At 53.2% G+C, this 17,140-nt stretch carries 16 protein-coding genes; 14 read left to right on the plus strand and 2 right to left on the minus strand.

What is annotated here, in order from left to right:
• Positions 1–1,662, plus strand: a complete 1,662-nt coding sequence (flgK, locus tag ACH0WD_RS00250) for a flagellar hook-associated protein FlgK (RefSeq protein ID WP_000096425.1) — start codon at positions 1–3, stop codon at positions 1,660–1,662.
• Between the two features lie 14 nt (positions 1,663–1,676).
• The gene (gene flgL, locus ACH0WD_RS00255) at positions 1,677–2,630 is read left to right on the plus strand and encodes a flagellar hook-associated protein FlgL (RefSeq protein ID WP_001223032.1); all 954 of its coding nucleotides are present in this window, start codon (positions 1,677–1,679) and stop codon (positions 2,628–2,630) included.
• Positions 2,631–2,886: 256 nt separating this feature from the next.
• On the opposite strand, the gene rne is transcribed toward flgL, so the two are convergent.
• Complete coding sequence (gene rne, locus ACH0WD_RS00260) at positions 2,887–6,090, minus strand: ribonuclease E (RefSeq protein ID WP_000827468.1); 3,204 nt, start codon at positions 6,088–6,090, stop codon at positions 2,887–2,889.
• A 573-nt stretch (positions 6,091–6,663) separates the two neighbouring features.
• Here rne and rluC point away from each other — a divergent pair.
• The 3 genes from rluC (at position 6,664) to ACH0WD_RS00275 (ending at position 8,949) form a co-directional block, all read left to right on the plus strand.
• Positions 6,664–7,623, plus strand: coding sequence for a 23S rRNA pseudouridine(955/2504/2580) synthase RluC (gene rluC / locus ACH0WD_RS00265; protein WP_000846309.1), 960 nt, complete (start codon positions 6,664–6,666; stop codon positions 7,621–7,623).
• Positions 7,624–7,778: 155 nt separating this feature from the next.
• On the plus strand, positions 7,779–8,522 hold the full coding sequence (locus tag ACH0WD_RS00270) for a DUF3053 domain-containing protein (protein ID WP_077684038.1): 744 nt from the start codon (positions 7,779–7,781) through the stop codon (positions 8,520–8,522).
• A gap of 202 nt (positions 8,523–8,724) precedes the next feature.
• The gene (locus ACH0WD_RS00275; protein WP_000528428.1) at positions 8,725–8,949 is read left to right on the plus strand and encodes a hypothetical protein; all 225 of its coding nucleotides are present in this window, start codon (positions 8,725–8,727) and stop codon (positions 8,947–8,949) included.
• A 71-nt stretch (positions 8,950–9,020) separates the two neighbouring features.
• Here ACH0WD_RS00275 and ACH0WD_RS00280 read toward each other — a convergent pair whose 3' ends face one another.
• The gene (locus ACH0WD_RS00280; protein WP_001137607.1) at positions 9,021–9,605 is read right to left on the minus strand and encodes a nucleoside triphosphate pyrophosphatase; all 585 of its coding nucleotides are present in this window, start codon (positions 9,603–9,605) and stop codon (positions 9,021–9,023) included.
• Positions 9,606–9,802: 197 nt separating this feature from the next.
• Here ACH0WD_RS00280 and yceD point away from each other — a divergent pair, with 197 nt between their 5' ends.
• The 9 genes from yceD to pabC all read left to right on the plus strand — a co-directional run bounded on the left by yceD (position 9,803) and on the right by pabC (position 17,139).
• Positions 9,803–10,324, plus strand: a complete 522-nt coding sequence (yceD, locus tag ACH0WD_RS00285) for a 23S rRNA accumulation protein YceD (protein WP_001174492.1) — start codon at positions 9,803–9,805, stop codon at positions 10,322–10,324.
• 51 nt (positions 10,325–10,375) lie between these two features.
• On the plus strand, positions 10,376–10,549 hold the full coding sequence (gene rpmF / locus ACH0WD_RS00290) for a 50S ribosomal protein L32 (protein WP_000290727.1): 174 nt from the start codon (positions 10,376–10,378) through the stop codon (positions 10,547–10,549).
• Between the two features lie 133 nt (positions 10,550–10,682).
• A complete protein-coding gene (gene plsX / locus ACH0WD_RS00295) occupies positions 10,683–11,762 on the plus strand; it encodes a phosphate acyltransferase PlsX (RefSeq protein ID WP_001518286.1) in 1,080 nt (359 codons plus the stop codon).
• 79 nt (positions 11,763–11,841) lie between these two features.
• Positions 11,842–12,795: a beta-ketoacyl-ACP synthase III gene (fabH, locus tag ACH0WD_RS00300; protein WP_000288148.1), complete on the plus strand. Its 954-nt coding sequence runs from the start codon at positions 11,842–11,844 to the stop codon at positions 12,793–12,795.
• A gap of 15 nt (positions 12,796–12,810) precedes the next feature.
• Entirely contained in the window at positions 12,811–13,740 is a 930-nt protein-coding gene (gene fabD / locus ACH0WD_RS00305; protein ID WP_000191343.1) for an ACP S-malonyltransferase, read from the plus strand.
• A gap of 12 nt (positions 13,741–13,752) precedes the next feature.
• The gene (gene fabG, locus ACH0WD_RS00310; RefSeq protein WP_000007236.1) at positions 13,753–14,487 is read left to right on the plus strand and encodes a 3-oxoacyl-ACP reductase FabG; all 735 of its coding nucleotides are present in this window, start codon (positions 13,753–13,755) and stop codon (positions 14,485–14,487) included.
• Positions 14,488–14,642: 155 nt separating this feature from the next.
• Complete coding sequence (gene acpP / locus ACH0WD_RS00315; protein WP_000103754.1) at positions 14,643–14,879, plus strand: acyl carrier protein; 237 nt, start codon at positions 14,643–14,645, stop codon at positions 14,877–14,879.
• Between the two features lie 85 nt (positions 14,880–14,964).
• Complete coding sequence (gene fabF, locus ACH0WD_RS00320; protein WP_000044664.1) at positions 14,965–16,206, plus strand: beta-ketoacyl-ACP synthase II; 1,242 nt, start codon at positions 14,965–14,967, stop codon at positions 16,204–16,206.
• A 123-nt stretch (positions 16,207–16,329) separates the two neighbouring features.
• Positions 16,330–17,139 (plus strand): aminodeoxychorismate lyase, encoded by an 810-nt coding sequence (gene pabC, locus ACH0WD_RS00325; protein ID WP_000478653.1) that lies wholly within the window; start codon positions 16,330–16,332, stop codon positions 17,137–17,139.
• Position 17,140 lies beyond the last annotated feature (1 nt).

Genomic DNA, 17,140 nt, shown 5'->3' on the forward strand with positions numbered 1-17,140 from the left:
ATGTCCAGCTTGATTAATCACGCCATGAGCGGACTTAACGCTGCGCAGGCCGCGTTAAATACGGTCAGTAATAACATCAACAATTATAACGTTGCGGGTTATACCCGGCAGACAACTATTCTGGCGCAGGCAAACAGTACGTTAGGGGCTGGCGGCTGGATAGGTAATGGCGTTTACGTTTCAGGCGTACAGCGCGAATATGATGCGTTTATCACTAATCAGCTACGCGGCGCGCAAAACCAGAGCAGCGGCTTGACCACGCGCTATGAACAGATGTCGAAAATCGACAACCTGCTGGCCGATAAATCCAGCTCACTGTCTGGTTCGTTGCAGAGTTTTTTTACCAGCCTGCAAACGTTAGTCAGTAATGCGGAAGATCCTGCGGCGCGTCAGGCGCTGATTGGTAAAGCGGAAGGGCTGGTAAACCAGTTCAAAACCACCGATCAGTATCTGCGCGATCAGGATAAACAGGTCAATATCGCGATTGGCTCCAGCGTGGCGCAAATCAACAATTACGCGAAGCAGATAGCTAACCTGAACGATCAAATCTCCCGTATGACGGGCGTAGGCGCGGGCGCATCGCCGAACGACCTGCTCGATCAGCGTGATCAGTTGGTCAGCGAGCTTAACAAGATCGTTGGCGTCGAGGTGAGTGTACAGGACGGCGGCACCTATAACCTGACGATGGCCAATGGCTATACGCTGGTGCAGGGGTCGACGGCGCGTCAGTTGGCGGCGGTTCCCTCCAGCGCCGACCCGACGCGAACGACTGTCGCTTATGTCGATGAGGCCGCCGGTAACATCGAAATTCCGGAAAAGTTGCTGAACACCGGTTCGCTCGGCGGGCTACTGACGTTCCGTTCTCAGGATCTGGATCAGACTCGTAATACGCTGGGCCAGTTGGCGTTGGCGTTTGCCGATGCGTTTAACGCGCAGCATACCAAAGGTTATGACGCCGACGGCAATAAAGGGAAAGACTTCTTTAGCATTGGCTCGCCGGTGGTATATAGCAACAGTAATAATGCCGATAAAACGGTATCGCTAACCGCTAAGGTGGTCGACAGCACGAAGGTTCAGGCGACGGATTATAAGATTGTTTTTGACGGTACAGACTGGCAGGTTACTCGCACTGCGGATAACACCACCTTCACGGCGACAAAAGATGCTGACGGAAAACTGGAGATTGACGGTCTGAAAGTGACGGTAGGGACCGGCGCACAGAAAAACGACAGTTTTCTTCTCAAGCCGGTCAGCAATGCTATCGTCGACATGAACGTTAAAGTGACGAATGAAGCCGAGATTGCGATGGCGTCTGAGTCAAAACTCGATCCTGACGTGGATACCGGCGACAGCGATAACCGCAATGGTCAGGCATTGCTGGACTTACAAAACAGCAATGTAGTGGGCGGCAACAAAACTTTTAACGATGCTTACGCCACGTTGGTCAGCGATGTGGGTAACAAAACGTCAACGCTGAAAACCAGCAGCACCACGCAGGCGAATGTGGTTAAACAGCTTTATAAACAGCAACAGTCGGTTTCCGGCGTTAACCTCGACGAAGAGTACGGCAATTTGCAGCGTTATCAGCAGTATTATCTGGCGAATGCGCAAGTATTGCAGACCGCGAATGCGCTGTTTGATGCGTTACTGAATATTCGCTAAAGGAGAAGGATGACATGCGTATCAGTACCCAGATGATGTACGAACAAAATATGAGCGGCATCACTAATTCTCAGGCCGAATGGATGAAGCTGGGCGAGCAGATGTCTACCGGTAAGCGCGTTACCAACCCATCTGACGATCCGATCGCCGCGTCGCAGGCGGTAGTACTCTCTCAGGCGCAGGCGCAGAATAGCCAGTACGCCCTGGCGCGTACGTTTGCCACCCAAAAAGTGTCGCTGGAAGAAAGCGTACTCAGTCAGGTGACGACGGCGATTCAAACCGCGCAGGAAAAAATCGTCTATGCCGGAAACGGCACGTTAAGCGACGATGACCGCGCGTCGCTGGCGACGGATTTACAGGGGATCCGCGATCAGCTGATGAACCTGGCAAACAGCACTGACGGCAATGGTCGCTATATCTTTGCCGGGTATAAAACGGAAGCGGCGCCATTCGACCAGGCGACAGGTGGTTATCATGGCGGCGAGAAAAGTGTTACCCAGCAGGTGGATTCCGCACGCACGATGGTAATTGGCCATACGGGAGCGCAAATTTTTAATAGCATCACCAGCAATGCGGTGCCGGAACCGGATGGCTCGGACTCCGAAAAGAATCTGTTTGTCATGCTCGATACGGCAATTGCCGCGCTCAAGACCCCGGTGGAAGGCAATGACGTGGAAAAAGAAAAGGCCGCTGCCGCCATTGATAAAACCAATCGCGGCTTAAAAAATTCGCTCAATAACGTCCTGACCGTTCGTGCGGAACTGGGAACGCAACTGAGCGAACTCAGTACGCTGGATTCACTGGGAAGCGACCGTGCGCTGGGACAGAAGCTGCAGATGAGCAACCTGGTAGATGTGGACTGGAACTCGGTCATTTCCTCCTACGTCATGCAACAGGCGGCATTACAGGCGTCCTATAAAACGTTTACCGACATGCAGGGAATGTCACTTTTCCAGTTGAACCGGTAACGCCTCTTTTTGAAACATATCACGAAACTGGATATGTTTTGTCTGCCCGCGCCATCCACCCCGGCGCGGGCATTTTTTTAGTCGTCATTGAGTTAGTGGTCATATTGTCGCGCCCGTAGCGACGCCATCCGTACGTATTATCCCGCCTGATCTCATACGCCTGGAGTGACTAAAAGACGCCATGGGGTGAGGCATCGCCCTGTAAGAGGCATAAAAAAAAGCCGACCTGGCGGTCGGCTTTGTATCAGCATTTACATCATTCTACCGGCTGTGGTCGTGTTGCCGGGGCGCTGGCGTGACGTGTGGCGCTGTGTCCGCCTGCTGCGCCTTTACCTTCAAAGTGGAAGGAAGGGCGCTGCCAGTCGCTATGGTGCGGGGTTTCCGGCACATATTCCGGCGCTGGCGCACGCGTCATCGGCGCGCTGGCGTGGTTATGATCGTCAACGCAGACAACGTCCTGCGGCTTTTCCACCACCTGGGCCGGTGCGATAACGGTTTCTTCTGCCGTGTGCTCCACAACAGCCGCTTCCGCTTTTGTCTCTTCTTCTGGCTCGACAACGACAACATCAGCTACGTTTTCAGCCACCGTAATGGACGCGTCGGCGGTTTCTGCTACCGGTTCGGCGTCAGCAATAACCTCTTGCGCCACCGGCGTATCGCTTTCGGCAATCAGTTGCGGCTGTTCATCAACTGGCGCGGCAATGACTTCCGGATGCGTTGTCTCGACCTCGACGACTTCCGGCGCCTGTGGTTCGGCGACAGTATGCGGCTCAACGGCAACGTTTTCTACCGCCTGTACCGACGCTTGTGGTTCGAGCGCTACGGTCGCAGCGATAACCTGCTGTTCAGCGACAACCGGTTGTGGCAGCGCCAGATCTGCTTCACGCTGCTCTTCAACAACCTGCGTTTCCTGCGGACGGACAATCGGGTAGCGGATCCAGACTTTACCGGATGCCATTTCCGGCGACGCGCAGGCGACGGTTAACGGCATTGGCGATTGTGTCGGGTAGCGCTCGTCACGATAGCGACGGCGACGCTGACCGCTTACGCGCAGGTGGCGCGGAGAACGGCGGGAGCGACGCGGCATACCGGTATTATCGCGAGGTTCTACGCTATCATCCTGCTCCGGCGTGATATCGGCAACGACAGGTAAATCAACTTTCGCCAGCTCGGTACGCGGCGCTGGAACGGGCTGTTCAACGTTTTCAACCGGGCGTGGTTCGTCGACGACGACCGGCGTGTCAACCGTTTCAACCACTGCGCTGTTGGTAAAGCGGACTTTCTGATTAAGCTGACGCTGCTTGCGGCGCGGCTGAACCTGCTGAACGCGTTCTTCCTGCTCGGTCTCCTGGACAGGCTGTTCTTCGCGGTTAAGCGCTTTTACTTCCTGCTGCGCCTGGCGCTTGTCATCATTGCGGCGGCGGCTGCGTTCGCGACGCGGCGTCTGTTGCTGCTCATCGCCGGTTTTCACTTTTTCCGCCGTTTCCTGCTGGCGGGTATCGCGCGTTTCCGCATTTTGCTGCTGCGCCTGGCGACGGTTACGACGATTATCGTCGCGGCTCTCGCCGCCGTCACGTCCGGCACGGTTATCACGGGTGTCGCGGCGTTCGTTACGATCGCGACGGTTATTCTGCCGTGGCTTGCGTCGATCCTGCTGACGCTCCGCTTTTTCTTCCGCTTTCGGCGCGGCTGTTTCGACGGTTTTCGTTTCTTCACCGCTGAACAGTTGTTTCAGCGCGTTAAGGAAGCGGCTAAACAGACCCGGCTGGGCAGGCTGCGCGGCGGCAACATTATCCTTTTTCGCCGTGGCGACGCTAACCGCCGGTTCGACAGGCGTCGGCGCTGGAGGCACATCTGGCATAGCGAATGTCGCCAGCGCAGGCTGTTCCGGGCGTTTACGCTCGGCGTACTCTTCTTCAGAAGGCAGCGCCATCGCTTCTTCGTGCAGCTTCGGCAGCATGTAGCTCAGGGTCGGCGTTTCTTCCCCTTTGCGTACGCGCAGCACGGAATAGTGCGGCGTTTCCATCTGATCGTTCGGGACGATGACACAGCGGACGCCATCCTGACGCGTCTCAATAGCGTTAACTGCCGTCCGTTTTTCGTTAAGCAGATAAGAGGCGATCGGCACCGGAACAATGGCATGGACTTCCTGCGTATTCTCTTTCAGCGCTTCTTCTTCAATCAGGCGCAGAATGGACAGCGACAGAGATTCGTTATCGCGCACGGTGCCGGTACCGCTACAGCGCGGACACACGTGATGGCTGGATTCGCCCAGCGACGGGCTCAGGCGCTGACGCGACATTTCGAGCAGGCCGAAGCGGGAAATATGGCTAATCTGAATACGCGCCCGGTCCTGACGCACCGCTTCACGCAGACGGTTTTCTACCGCGCGCTGGTGACGTACCGGCGTCATATCGATAAAGTCGATAACGATCAGGCCGCCCAGGTCGCGCAGACGCAACTGACGGGCAATCTCATCGGCCGCTTCGAGATTGGTGTTGAACGCGGTTTCTTCGATATCGCCGCCGCGAGTCGCGCGGGCGGAGTTGATATCGATGGCGGTTAACGCTTCGGTACTGTCAATGACGATGGAGCCGCCGGAGGGCAGGCGCACTTCACGCTGGAACGCTGACTCGATCTGCGATTCGATCTGGTAATGGCTGAACAACGGGATTTCACCGGTGTACAGCTTAATTTTGCTGCTAAAATCCGGGCGGCCCAACGCGGCGATATGCTGACGCGCCATTTCCATCACTTTTGGATTGTCGATCAGGATTTCACCGATATCCTGACGCAGATAGTCGCGAAACGCGCGTACGATGACGTTGCTTTCCTGATGGATCAGGAACGGCGCGGGACGGCTTTCAGCGGCTTTCTGAATGGCTTCCCAGTGTTTCAGGCGGAAGCTTAAATCCCACTGCAACGCTTCGGCGGATTTACCCACGCCCGCGGTACGTACGATAAGCCCCATCCCTTCAGGAAGTTCCAGGCTGGCCAACGCTTCTTTTAACTCGGTACGATCGTCGCCTTCAATGCGACGGGAGATACCACCCGCGCGCGGGTTATTCGGCATCAGCACCAGGTAGCTGCCCGCCAGACTGATAAAGGTGGTTAACGCCGCGCCTTTGTTGCCGCGCTCTTCTTTATCGATTTGAACAATGACTTCCTGGCCTTCGCGTAACACGTCTTTAATGTTCGGGCGACCATGAGCGCTGTAGTTAGCGGGGAAATATTCGCGGGCAATTTCTTTTAACGGGAGGAAACCGTGGCGTTCTGCGCCGTAATCAACAAAAGCCGCTTCCAGGCTCGGTTCAATACGGGTAATTTTGCCTTTATAGATGTTCGCTTTTTTCTGCTCGTGTCCGGGGCTTTCTATATCCAGATCGTACAGACGCTGCCCATCTACAAGGGCGACGCGCAACTCTTCCTGCTGAGTCGCGTTGATTAACATTCTTTTCATCGTAACTTACTCATTATTCTTACGTTGACGACTAAGCTGCGGGCATGGTGACGCCTTACCGGGCATGAACCGATGGCCTCGTGACTATTTCGCGTCGCCAACCTCACGGTTATCGTCAGCTCAAAGAGGCGCAGAGTGTCGGTTGCCTGTATTTCATACGGAAACACAGCGCAATTATCAGGGAAGCAGCCTGGGCATTACTCTCCAGAGAAGATCCTATCTACCGGTAAGGACTGCAACCCGCAGCCCGCTAACTGTCTGAAAAATCAATACGTCTTACGCCATTGCTGCGTTGATGATCGGTCAGACAAAATGGGTTATTCCGCTAAACTTTTTGTTTTAACAAGTTTCGGTGCGGAAACCGCATCATTATTCCACTGCTAACCTTGTTATAGCAAGATGACTTTTACCATTTATCACCCGCTTACTCACAGTTTTTTCACCAGCGTGAGCCAATCGCTTTAATAACCAGCAAAACCGCAGTGAAAAATGTTCATCCGCTGGCGTAGACGTCTCTATAAGCATAGAAAAATGTGTGGCGCGAATCTCACAGGCTATTTAGAATCGCCCCCCATGAAAACAGAAACGCCATCCGTAAAAATTGTTGCTATCGCCGCTGACGAAGCGGGGCAACGCATTGATAACTTTTTGCGCACTCAATTGAAAGGGGTGCCAAAAAGTATGATTTATCGCATCTTGCGTAAAGGCGAGGTGCGGGTGAACAAAAAACGCATTAAACCGGAATACAAACTGGAAGCGGGCGATGAAGTCCGCATTCCGCCGGTTCGCGTTGCTGAACGCGAAGAAGAGGCCGTGTCGCCGCATTTGCAAAAAGTGGCGGCGTTGGCGGACGTCATTTTGTATGAAGACGACCATATTCTGGTGCTGAATAAGCCTTCCGGCACCGCCGTACACGGCGGGAGCGGGTTAAGTTTTGGCGTCATCGAAGGGCTGCGGGCGTTGCGTCCGGAAGCGCGATTCCTGGAACTGGTGCATCGTCTTGACCGCGATACCTCCGGCGTGCTGTTGGTGGCGAAAAAACGCTCCGCGCTGCGTTCGCTGCATGAACAACTGCGCGAAAAGGGAATGCAGAAAGATTATCTGGCGCTGGTGCGCGGCCAGTGGCAATCGCACGTTAAAACCGTACAGGCGCCATTATTAAAGAAGATTCTGCAAAGCGGCGAACGCATTGTTCGCGTGAGCCAGGAAGGCAAACCGTCAGAAACGCGCTTCAAGGTGGAAGAGCGCTATGCCTTCGCCACGCTGGTGCGCTGTAGCCCGGTCACGGGCCGTACGCATCAGATTCGCGTACATACCCAATATGCCGGTCACCCTATTGCGTTCGACGATCGCTACGGCGACCGTGAGTTTGATCAACAGCTTACCGAAGCGGGAACCGGTCTTAAACGTCTCTTTCTGCACGCCGCGGCGCTGAAGTTCACGCATCCGGGAACGGGCGAAGTCATGCGCATTGAAGCGCCAATGGATAACGCCCTGAAGCGCTGTCTACAGGTGCTGCGTAACGCAAAATAGTTCCTCTCTCGGGCAGGTTATCTGCCCGAATCTCACTTTTCTCATAATATTTTTGTTTTGCTGTATCCGACGCATTTTTACCGTTGTGTACTGTTTATTCTTGCGATCCGGATTTCGGCGTGTTTAAGGACGAACAGATGGCCAATACTAGCTGGATGCGCTCATTTACTCAGCGTTGGGGAAAATACGTTATCGTGCCGCTCGTGATCGCGATGCTGACCGGTTGCGAAGGAAAGGGCGATAGTTCACGACGGGCTTTCGTTGAGTATTTGAATACGCAAATCATTACGTCTCCCGTGGTGGGCGTCTGTGAGTTGACGCCAGCCCAACGTCAGGCTTTTGGTCATTACGCCGATGACTACGATGTACTATTAGCTGCCTACGGGCAAATCTTTGCTGTGGTGTATGAGACCGGCCAGGAGGATAAGATCACCGGTGTTATTCAGTCTGAGCGTGATAATCTGGTTTTCCTGAACGAGCTACGTGTGGCTCGTGACGTAAACAATCGATTTATCCTTCGGTTGAAAAATGTGAGTAGTGAAAACAGAAAAAAATATTCTGCTTTAAAGCTCCCCTCTGATGTGAAGCCTGTCTTTGACGCTGCGTGGAATAAAACCGTAACACCGCTGGATGAGACGATGACTCGCTATTATTTTCTGCGCGGAAAGCGGCTCGACCAGCTGGTCGCAATGGGCGAGTTTCTGCAAAAACAGGGAAATAAAGTCCGCTTTGAAACGAATGGAAAAGCGGTTTTTGCCGACCTGGCAGCAAAAGAACACTTTCAGGATCAACAATTTAATTTTTTCATTACGCAGAATGATATAAACCATCTTACTCAGCAGATGGTTGAATTTATAAATAGTCAACAAGATGCGGCTGATGCTGGCGGCGTTAATTAAAGGAATGTGTCGTGAGGTGAAGCAATGTTAGGGGGGCGTAAACTCATCGCGAGATGGAATTTAACGAGTCGCAAGGGGAAGGTTTCAGGACAGTAAACGTCCTGAGAGTTGCTCGCGAGAATAAGTTCGTAAGCCGCTTTTGACGCCGTAGAGCGCGTCAGGCGAGTATTGAGAACATGTGTTTTTACAAAACTGAACTGAGATGGGGAATTCATTAACGCGCACGTATACCGCTGTTGATACCCTATGGGATAAAACGCACCGTACATCGGTTCGTAATGCCAATGCTTTTTTTCTGGTCGGTGAATGGATTGACCAGGAAACGGGCCCGCACGAAGAGAGTGAAGATCGGCAGGCACTAAATTGTTCACAACAAGCGCTTTCCAGTTGGTTAGAACTGGAAGCGGTCGAAACTGCTCCCCAATAAACGGGAGATAACTACCAACACGTGCAGAAACGGCTTTTAGGGGTATTTGAAAAGCCTACAGAGTAGGCCGTTTACTGCTGTAGCGGGTTGAAGCCCTCCCGTCGCAGCATCTGGCACAGGGCAATAAGCGGCAAGCCGATCAGCGTGTTCGGATCGCGGCCCTCTAAGCGCTCAAATAATGCAATGCCTAAACCTTCGCTTTTAAAACTTCCCGCGCAGTGCAGCGGATGCTCTTTACGGACATAGTCGTCTATTTCCGCTTCGCTTAAATGGCGAAAATGAACGTCAAAAGGCTCCACTTCGGTTTGTAATTGCCCGGAGGCGGAGTTATACAGTGCCAGTCCGGTATAAAACGTCACAATATTTCCGCTGGCTTTGGCTAATTGCTGACGCGCTTTTTCTTCCGTCAGCGGTTTGCCGGTGATTTCGCCGTCCAGAACACAAATTTGGTCGGAGCCAATAATCAAATGATTCGGGAAACGCGCGGCGAGCGATTGCGCCTTCGCCTGCGCCAGCCGCAGCACCAACTGACGCGGCGCTTCGCCCGGCATGGGGGTTTCATCAACATCCGGCGCGGCGCATTCGAAAGGAATCGTCAGCTTTTCCAGCAGCGCGCGACGCCAGGGAGAGGTAGACGCAAGGATGAGACGGGGCATATTTTTTCCCTCAGATATAGCGTAATGATGAGAGCCATCTTAAACTATGCTCTTCGGTCTTCAAGCCTGTCATACTGACTCGTCTTGAGCGAAAATAAGTCTGTAACCCGCAATGTGTGCGAATTATTGGCAAAAGGCAACCGCAGGCTGCCTTTTTCTTTGACTATATGACGTTACGAAGTTAATATGCGCGCCCTATGCAAAAGGTAAAATTACCCCTGACTCTTGATCCGGTTCGTACCGCTCAAAAACGCCTTGATTACCAGGGTATCTATACCCCCGATCAGGTTGAGCGCGTTGCCGAATCTGTAGTCAGTGTGGACAGTGATGTGGAATGCTCCATGTCGTTCGCTATCGATAACCAGCGTCTCGCCGTTTTAACCGGCGATGCGGTCGTTACGGTGTCGCTCGAATGCCAGCGTTGCGGGAAACCGTTTACCCATCAGGTTCACACAACGTATTGTTTTAGCCCTGTCCGTTCCGACGAGCAGGCTGAAGCACTGCCGGAAGCGTATGAGCCGATTGAGGTAAACGAATTCGGCGAAATCGATCTGCTGGCGACGGTTGAAGATGAAATCATCCTCGCCTTGCCGGTAGTTCCGGTGCATGATTCTGAACACTGTGAAGTGTCCGAGGCGGACATGGTCTTTGGCGAACTGCCTGATGAAGCGCAAAAGCCAAACCCATTTGCCGTATTAGCCAGCTTAAAGCGTAAGTAATAGGTCTTCCCCGCGGACGCAGGGATAAACCGTAATTGAGGAGTAAGGTCCATGGCCGTACAACAGAATAAACCAACCCGTTCCAAACGTGGCATGCGTCGTTCCCATGACGCTCTGACCGCAGTCACCAGCCTGTCTGTAGACAAAACTTCTGGTGAAAAACACCTGCGTCACCACATCACTGCCGACGGTTACTACCGCGGCCGTAAGGTCATCGCTAAGTAATCGCGCGATACTCGATGCCTTTTGCATCACAGGCGTGCCTGTGGTGTAAAAGCCGAAGAGTACAAGCGTGATAAAGCTTAGTGAGGATTTCTCCGCGTAAGCGGAGAACACCGAACCAGGCAGCGACGATACCTTGACACGTCTAACCCTGGCGTTAGATGTCATGGGGGGCGATTTTGGTCCTTCCGTGACGGTGCCTGCAGCATTGCAGGCACTGAACGCTAATTCGCAGCTCACTCTTCTTTTAGTCGGGAATCCCGATATTATCACGCCATTACTTGCCAAAGCTGACTTTGAACAACGTTCGCGTCTGCAGATTATCCCTGCACAGTCAGTTATTGCCAGTGATGCCCGGCCTTCGCAGGCGATCCGCGCCAGTCGCGGGACATCCATGCGTGTGGCCCTGGAGCTTGTGAAAGAAGGCCGAGCCGAAGCTTGCGTTAGCGCCGGTAATACCGGGGCGCTGATGGGGCTGGCGAAATTATTGCTCAAGCCTCTTGAGGGGATTGAGCGTCCGGCGTTGGTGACGGTATTACCGCACCAGCAAAAGGGCAAAACGGTAGTGCTTGATTTGGGTGCCAACGTCGACTGTGACAGTACCATGCTGGTGCAGTTTGCCGTGATGGGCGCCGTTTTGGCGGAAGAGGTCGTCGGGATCAAAAATCCCCGCGTGGCGCTACTCAATATCGGGGAAGAAGAAACCAAAGGCCTCGACAGTATTCGCGAAGCCTCTTTAATGTTAAAAACAGTCCCAACCATCAATTACATCGGCTACCTTGAGGCGAATGAGTTACTGACGGGAAAAACCGATGTACTGGTGTGTGACGGCTTTACAGGCAATGTCACACTTAAAACGATGGAGGGGGTTGTCAGAATGTTCCTTTCACTGCTGAAATCACAGGGCGAGGGGAAAAAACGGTCGTGGTGGCTGCTGTTATTAAAACGTTGGTTACAAAAAAGCCTGACGAGGCGATTCAGTCACCTCAACCCCGACCAGTATAATGGCGCCTGTCTGTTAGGATTGCGCGGCACGGTGATAAAAAGTCATGGTGCGGCCAATCAGCGAGCATTTGCAGTCGCGATTGAACAGGCAGTGCAGGCGGTGCAGCGACAAGTTCCTCAGCGAATTGCCGCTCGCCTGGAATCTGTATACCCAGCCGGATTTGAACCGCTGGACGATGGCAAAGGCGTAAACCTGCGGGCGCACAGATAATATCGCTGTCTCCCCGGCGCCGCCAGCGTGCCAGACGTTTACAGGTAACGGTATATAACCGAAAAGTGACTGAGCGTACATGTATACGAAGATTATTGGTACTGGCAGCTATCTGCCCGAACAAGTGCGGACTAACGCCGATCTGGAAAAAATGGTTGAGACCTCTGACGAGTGGATTGTCACTCGTACAGGTATTCGTGAACGCCATATCGCCGCGCCTAATGAAACTGTCGCGACGATGGGCTTTACCGCTGCGAATCGCGCGATTGAGATGGCGGGGATCGATAAAGACCAAATTGGCTTGATTGTGGTGGCTACCACATCAGCAACGCATGCATTTCCAAGCGCGGCATGTCAGATTCAAAGTATGCTCGGTATTAAAGGTTGCCCGGCGTTTGATGTCGCGGCAGCGTGCGCAGGTTTCACCTACGCGTTAAGCATCGCCGACCAGTACGTTAAATCCGGCGCGGTTAAACACGCGCTGGTGGTCGGTTCCGATGTATTAGCCCGCACTTGCGATCCTGGCGATCGCGGTACGATCATTATTTTCGGCGATGGCGCAGGCGCGGCCGTACTGAGCGCTTCTGAAGAACCGGGTATTATCTCCACTCATCTTCATGCCGATGGCCGTTACGGTGAATTACTGACCCTGCCGAATGCCGATCGTGTAAATCCGGATAACCCGATTTACCTGACGATGGCGGGCAATGAAGTCTTTAAAGTGGCGGTCACTGAACTGGCGCATATTGTCGATGAGACGCTGGCGGCTAATAACCTGGATCGCTCAGAACTCGATTGGCTGGTGCCGCATCAGGCTAACCTGCGTATCATTAGCGCGACAGCGAAAAAACTCGGCATGTCGATGGACAATGTCGTCGTCACGCTGGACAGGCACGGCAATACCTCCGCGGCTTCTGTGCCGTGCGCGCTGGATGAAGCCGTGCGTGACGGGCGAATTAAAGCCGGTCAGCTGGTATTGCTTGAAGCCTTCGGGGGTGGATTCACCTGGGGCTCCGCGCTGATTCGTTTCTAGTATAAGGATTTAAACATGACGCAATTTGCATTTGTGTTCCCCGGTCAGGGTTCTCAGAGCGTTGGGATGTTGGCCGAGATGGCGGCAAATTACCCTATCGTAGAAGAAACGTTTGCTGAAGCTTCTGCGGCTCTGGGATATGATCTGTGGGCGCTCACCCAGCAAGGTCCAGCGGAAGAACTGAATAAAACCTGGCAGACGCAGCCGGCGTTATTAACCGCTTCCGTCGCGCTTTGGCGCGTTTGGCAGCAGCAGGGCGGTAAAATGCCTGCGTTAATGGCAGGTCACAGCCTGGGCGAATATTCCGCGCTGGTTTGCGCTGGCGTCATCAACTTTGCTGATGCCGTTCGTCTGGTGGAAATGCGTGGTAAATTCATGCAGGAAGCGGTTCCGGAAGGTACTGGCGGCATGTCTGCGATCATCGGGCTGGATGATGCCTCTATTGCTAAAGCCTGTGAAGAATCTGCCGAAGGGCAGGTTGTTTCGCCGGTTAACTTTAACTCGCCGGGACAGGTGGTTATCGCCGGGCATAAAGAGGCGGTAGAACGCGCGGGCGCAGCCTGTAAAGCCGCTGGCGCGAAACGCGCGCTGCCGCTGCCGGTGAGCGTACCGTCGCACTGCGCGCTGATGAAACCAGCGGCAGATAAGCTGGCGGTTGAATTAGCCAAAATTACCTTTAGCGCGCCAACGGTGCCGGTAGTAAACAACGTTGACGTGAAATGTGAAACCGATGCCGCCGCTATCCGCGATGCGCTGGTTCGCCAGTTGTACAATCCGGTACAGTGGACGAAGAGCGTGGAATTTATCGCGGCGCAGGGCGTTGAACATCTTTATGAAGTGGGTCCAGGTAAAGTCCTCACTGGTCTGACGAAACGTATTGTCGACACCCTGACAGCGTCGGCGCTGAACGAGCCGGCGGCGCTGTCTGCGGCACTTACGCAATAAAAGAGGAAAACCATGAGCTTTGAAGGAAAGATTGCGCTGGTGACTGGTGCAAGCCGTGGCATAGGCCGCGCAATTGCAGAGACTCTCGTTGCCCGCGGCGCGAAAGTTATCGGGACTGCGACCAGTGAAAATGGTGCGAAGAACATTAGCGACTATTTAGGTGCTAACGGGAAAGGTTTGATGTTGAATGTGACCGATCCTGCATCTATTGAATCTGTTCTGGAAAATATTCGCGCAGAATTTGGTGAAGTGGATATCCTGGTTAATAATGCCGGTATCACTCGTGATAATCTGTTGATGCGAATGAAAGATGATGAGTGGAACGATATTATCGAAACCAATTTATCATCCGTTTTCCGCCTGTCAAAAGCGGTAATGCGCGCTATGATGAAAAAGCGTTGTGGTCGCATTATCACTATTGGTTCTGTGGTTGGTACCATGGGAAATGCAGGTCAGGCAAACTACGCTGCGGCGAAAGCGGGCCTGATCGGTTTCAGTAAATCACTGGCGCGTGAAGTTGCGTCCCGTGGTATTACTGTCAATGTTGTGGCTCCGGGTTTTATTGAAACGGACATGACGCGTGCGCTGTCTGACGATCAGCGTGCGGGTATCCTGGCGCAGGTGCCTGCGGGTCGCCTCGGCGGCGCTCAGGAAATCGCCAGTGCGGTTGCATTTTTAGCCTCTGACGAAGCGAGTTACATCACTGGTGAGACTCTGCACGTCAACGGCGGAATGTACATGGTTTAATCACGATTGAAAAATATTTGCGTTATTAGGGCGAAAGGCCGCAAAATAACGTAAAATCGTGGTAAGACCTGCCGGGATTTAGTTGCAAATTTTTCAACATTTTATACACTACGAAAACCATCGCGAAAGCGAGTTTTGATAGGAAATTTAAGAGTATGAGCACTATCGAAGAACGCGTTAAGAAAATTATCGGCGAACAGCTGGGCGTTAAGCAGGAAGAAGTAACCAACAATGCTTCTTTCGTTGAAGACCTGGGCGCAGATTCTCTTGACACCGTTGAGCTGGTAATGGCTCTGGAAGAAGAGTTTGATACTGAGATTCCGGACGAAGAAGCTGAGAAAATCACCACCGTTCAGGCTGCCATTGATTACATCAACGGCCACCAGGCGTAAGTGAACATCTCCAGGCGGTCGTTCGACCGCCTGAGTTTTATCTTTTTGTCCCACTAGAATCATTTTCCCTCCCTGGAGGACAACCGTGTCTAAGCGTCGTGTAGTTGTGACCGGACTGGGCATGTTGTCTCCTGTCGGCAATACCGTAGAGTCTACCTGGAAAGCTCTCCTTGCCGGTCAGAGTGGCATCAGCCTGATCGACCATTTCGATACTAGCGCCTATGCAACGAAATTTGCTGGCTTAGTAAAGGATTTTAACTGTGATGACATTATCTCGCGCAAAGAACAGCGCAAGATGGATGCCTTCATTCAATATGGAATTGTCGCTGGCGTACAGGCCATGCAGGATTCTGGCCTTGAAGTGACGGAAGAGAACGCAAGCCGTATTGGCGCCGCTATCGGCTCCGGTATCGGTGGTCTCGGCCTGATCGAAGAAAACCACAGTTCGCTGGTAAAAGGCGGACCGCGTAAGATTAGCCCGTTCTTTGTCCCGTCGACGATTGTTAACATGGTAGCAGGCCATCTGACTATCATGTATGGCCTGCGTGGGCCAAGCATCTCTATTGCGACTGCCTGTACTTCAGGCGTGCATAACATCGGCCATGCCGCGCGTATCATCGCCTATGGCGATGCGGACGCGATGGTGGCAGGTGGCGCAGAAAAAGCCAGTACACCGCTGGGTGTAGGCGGTTTTGGCGCAGCGCGCGCGCTGTCGACCCGCAACGATAACCCACAGGCGGCGAGCCGTCCGTGGGATAAAGAACGCGATGGTTTTGTACTGGGCGACGGTGCCGGTATGTTGGTGCTTGAAGAGTACGAACATGCAAAAGCGCGTGGTGCGAAAATCTATGCTGAAATCGTCGGCTTTGGTATGAGCAGCGATGCTTACCATATGACGTCGCCGCCGGAAAATGGCGCAGGCGCTGCGCTGGCGATGGTTAACGCGTTGCGTGATGCCGCGATTGAGCCTGCTCAGATTGGCTACGTCAACGCGCATGGCACGTCGACGCCTGCCGGCGACAAAGCTGAGACGCAGGCGGTTAAGTCAGTCTTTGGCGATGCCGCAAGCCGAGTGATGGTGAGCTCGACCAAATCGATGACCGGCCATCTGTTGGGCGCCGCAGGCGCAGTAGAGTCTATTTTCTCTATTCTGGCGCTACGCGATCAGGCCATTCCGCCAACCATTAATCTGGATAACCCGGATGAAGGTTGCGATCTGGACTTCGTGCCGCATGAAGCGCGCCAGGTCAGCGATCTGGAGTACGCTCTGTGTAACTCCTTTGGCTTTGGCGGAACTAACGGTTCCTTGATCTTTAAAAAGATCTAAGTTAAGCCAGAGACAGACATTAATAAAAAGGTCCGCTTGTCGGGCCTTTTTTATCAGGCATATCACCTCTTGTTCTGCGTTATTCATCCTGCCACACTAGCAGGCGACGGATAAGGAGCCACTATGTTTTTAATTAATGGCCATGCGCAGGATCAACTTGCTGTAAGCGACCGGGCGACGCAGTTCGGCGATGGCAGTTTTACGACCGCACGTATTGTTGATGGCAACATTTGCCATCTGGAAGCGCATCTTCAGCGCTTGCAGGTTGCCTGTGAAAAATTACGGATCGCTTTTAGCCATTGGGCGACCCTTCGGCAAGAGATGACAATGTTGGCCACAGGGCATGATTCAGGCGTGTTGAAAGTGATCATTAGCCGTGGCAGCGGCGGCCGGGGATACAGCGCCATGAATTGTCAGGCAGCTACCCGAATCCTCTCCGTTTCTGCTTATCCCGCTTATTATTCTCAGTGGCGTAAGCAAGGCATCACTCTTACCCTTAGTCCCATACCGCTTGGGCGCAATCCTTATCTTGCCGGATTAAAACATCTGAACCGCCTCGAACAGGTGTTGATTCGCTCTCATCTTGAGCAGACGGACGCCGATGAGGCGCTGGTTCTTGACAGCGAGGGATGGGTTACGGAATGCTGTGCGGCTAATTTGTTCTGGCGTACAGGCGACATTGTTTTTACGCCGCGTCTGGATCAGGCCGGGGTGAACGGCATTATGCGACAATTTTGTTTACGCCAACTGGCGCAATCTCCTTTCCAGGTTCTTGAAGTACAGGCGAGAGAGGAGGCAGTCAGGCAGGCGGATGAGATTATCATCTGCAACGCGCTAATGCCGATTATTCCCATACGCGCCTATCACGGGACGTCGTATTCTTCGCGAACACTGTTTCAATTTTTAGCCCCATTTTGTGAGCATCCGAATTAGT

This window comes from Salmonella sp. 2020_1395, from assembly GCF_043848115.1.
Taxonomy (GTDB): Bacteria; Pseudomonadota; Gammaproteobacteria; order Enterobacterales; family Enterobacteriaceae; genus Salmonella; species Salmonella enterica.

What these genes read in the sequence shown, in the direction of transcription:
- flgK (WP_000096425.1), top strand. Translation starts at nt 1, where the DNA reads ATGTCCAGCTTGATTAATCACGCCATGAGCGGACTTAACGCTGCGCAG.
- flgL (WP_001223032.1), top strand. Translation starts at nt 1,677, where the DNA reads ATGCGTATCAGTACCCAGATGATGTACGAACAAAATATGAGCGGCATC.
- rne (WP_000827468.1), bottom strand. Translation starts at nt 6,090, where the DNA reads ATGAAAAGAATGTTAATCAACGCGACTCAGCAGGAAGAGTTGCGCGTC.
- rluC (WP_000846309.1), top strand. Translation starts at nt 6,664, where the DNA reads ATGAAAACAGAAACGCCATCCGTAAAAATTGTTGCTATCGCCGCTGAC.
- ACH0WD_RS00270 (WP_077684038.1), top strand. Translation starts at nt 7,779, where the DNA reads ATGCGCTCATTTACTCAGCGTTGGGGAAAATACGTTATCGTGCCGCTC.
- ACH0WD_RS00275 (WP_000528428.1), top strand. Translation starts at nt 8,725, where the DNA reads ATGGGGAATTCATTAACGCGCACGTATACCGCTGTTGATACCCTATGG.
- ACH0WD_RS00280 (WP_001137607.1), bottom strand. Translation starts at nt 9,605, where the DNA reads ATGCCCCGTCTCATCCTTGCGTCTACCTCTCCCTGGCGTCGCGCGCTG.
- yceD (WP_001174492.1), top strand. Translation starts at nt 9,803, where the DNA reads ATGCAAAAGGTAAAATTACCCCTGACTCTTGATCCGGTTCGTACCGCT.
- rpmF (WP_000290727.1), top strand. Translation starts at nt 10,376, where the DNA reads ATGGCCGTACAACAGAATAAACCAACCCGTTCCAAACGTGGCATGCGT.
- fabH (WP_000288148.1), top strand. Translation starts at nt 11,842, where the DNA reads ATGTATACGAAGATTATTGGTACTGGCAGCTATCTGCCCGAACAAGTG.
- fabD (WP_000191343.1), top strand. Translation starts at nt 12,811, where the DNA reads ATGACGCAATTTGCATTTGTGTTCCCCGGTCAGGGTTCTCAGAGCGTT.
- fabG (WP_000007236.1), top strand. Translation starts at nt 13,753, where the DNA reads ATGAGCTTTGAAGGAAAGATTGCGCTGGTGACTGGTGCAAGCCGTGGC.
- acpP (WP_000103754.1), top strand. Translation starts at nt 14,643, where the DNA reads ATGAGCACTATCGAAGAACGCGTTAAGAAAATTATCGGCGAACAGCTG.
- pabC (WP_000478653.1), top strand. Translation starts at nt 16,330, where the DNA reads ATGTTTTTAATTAATGGCCATGCGCAGGATCAACTTGCTGTAAGCGAC.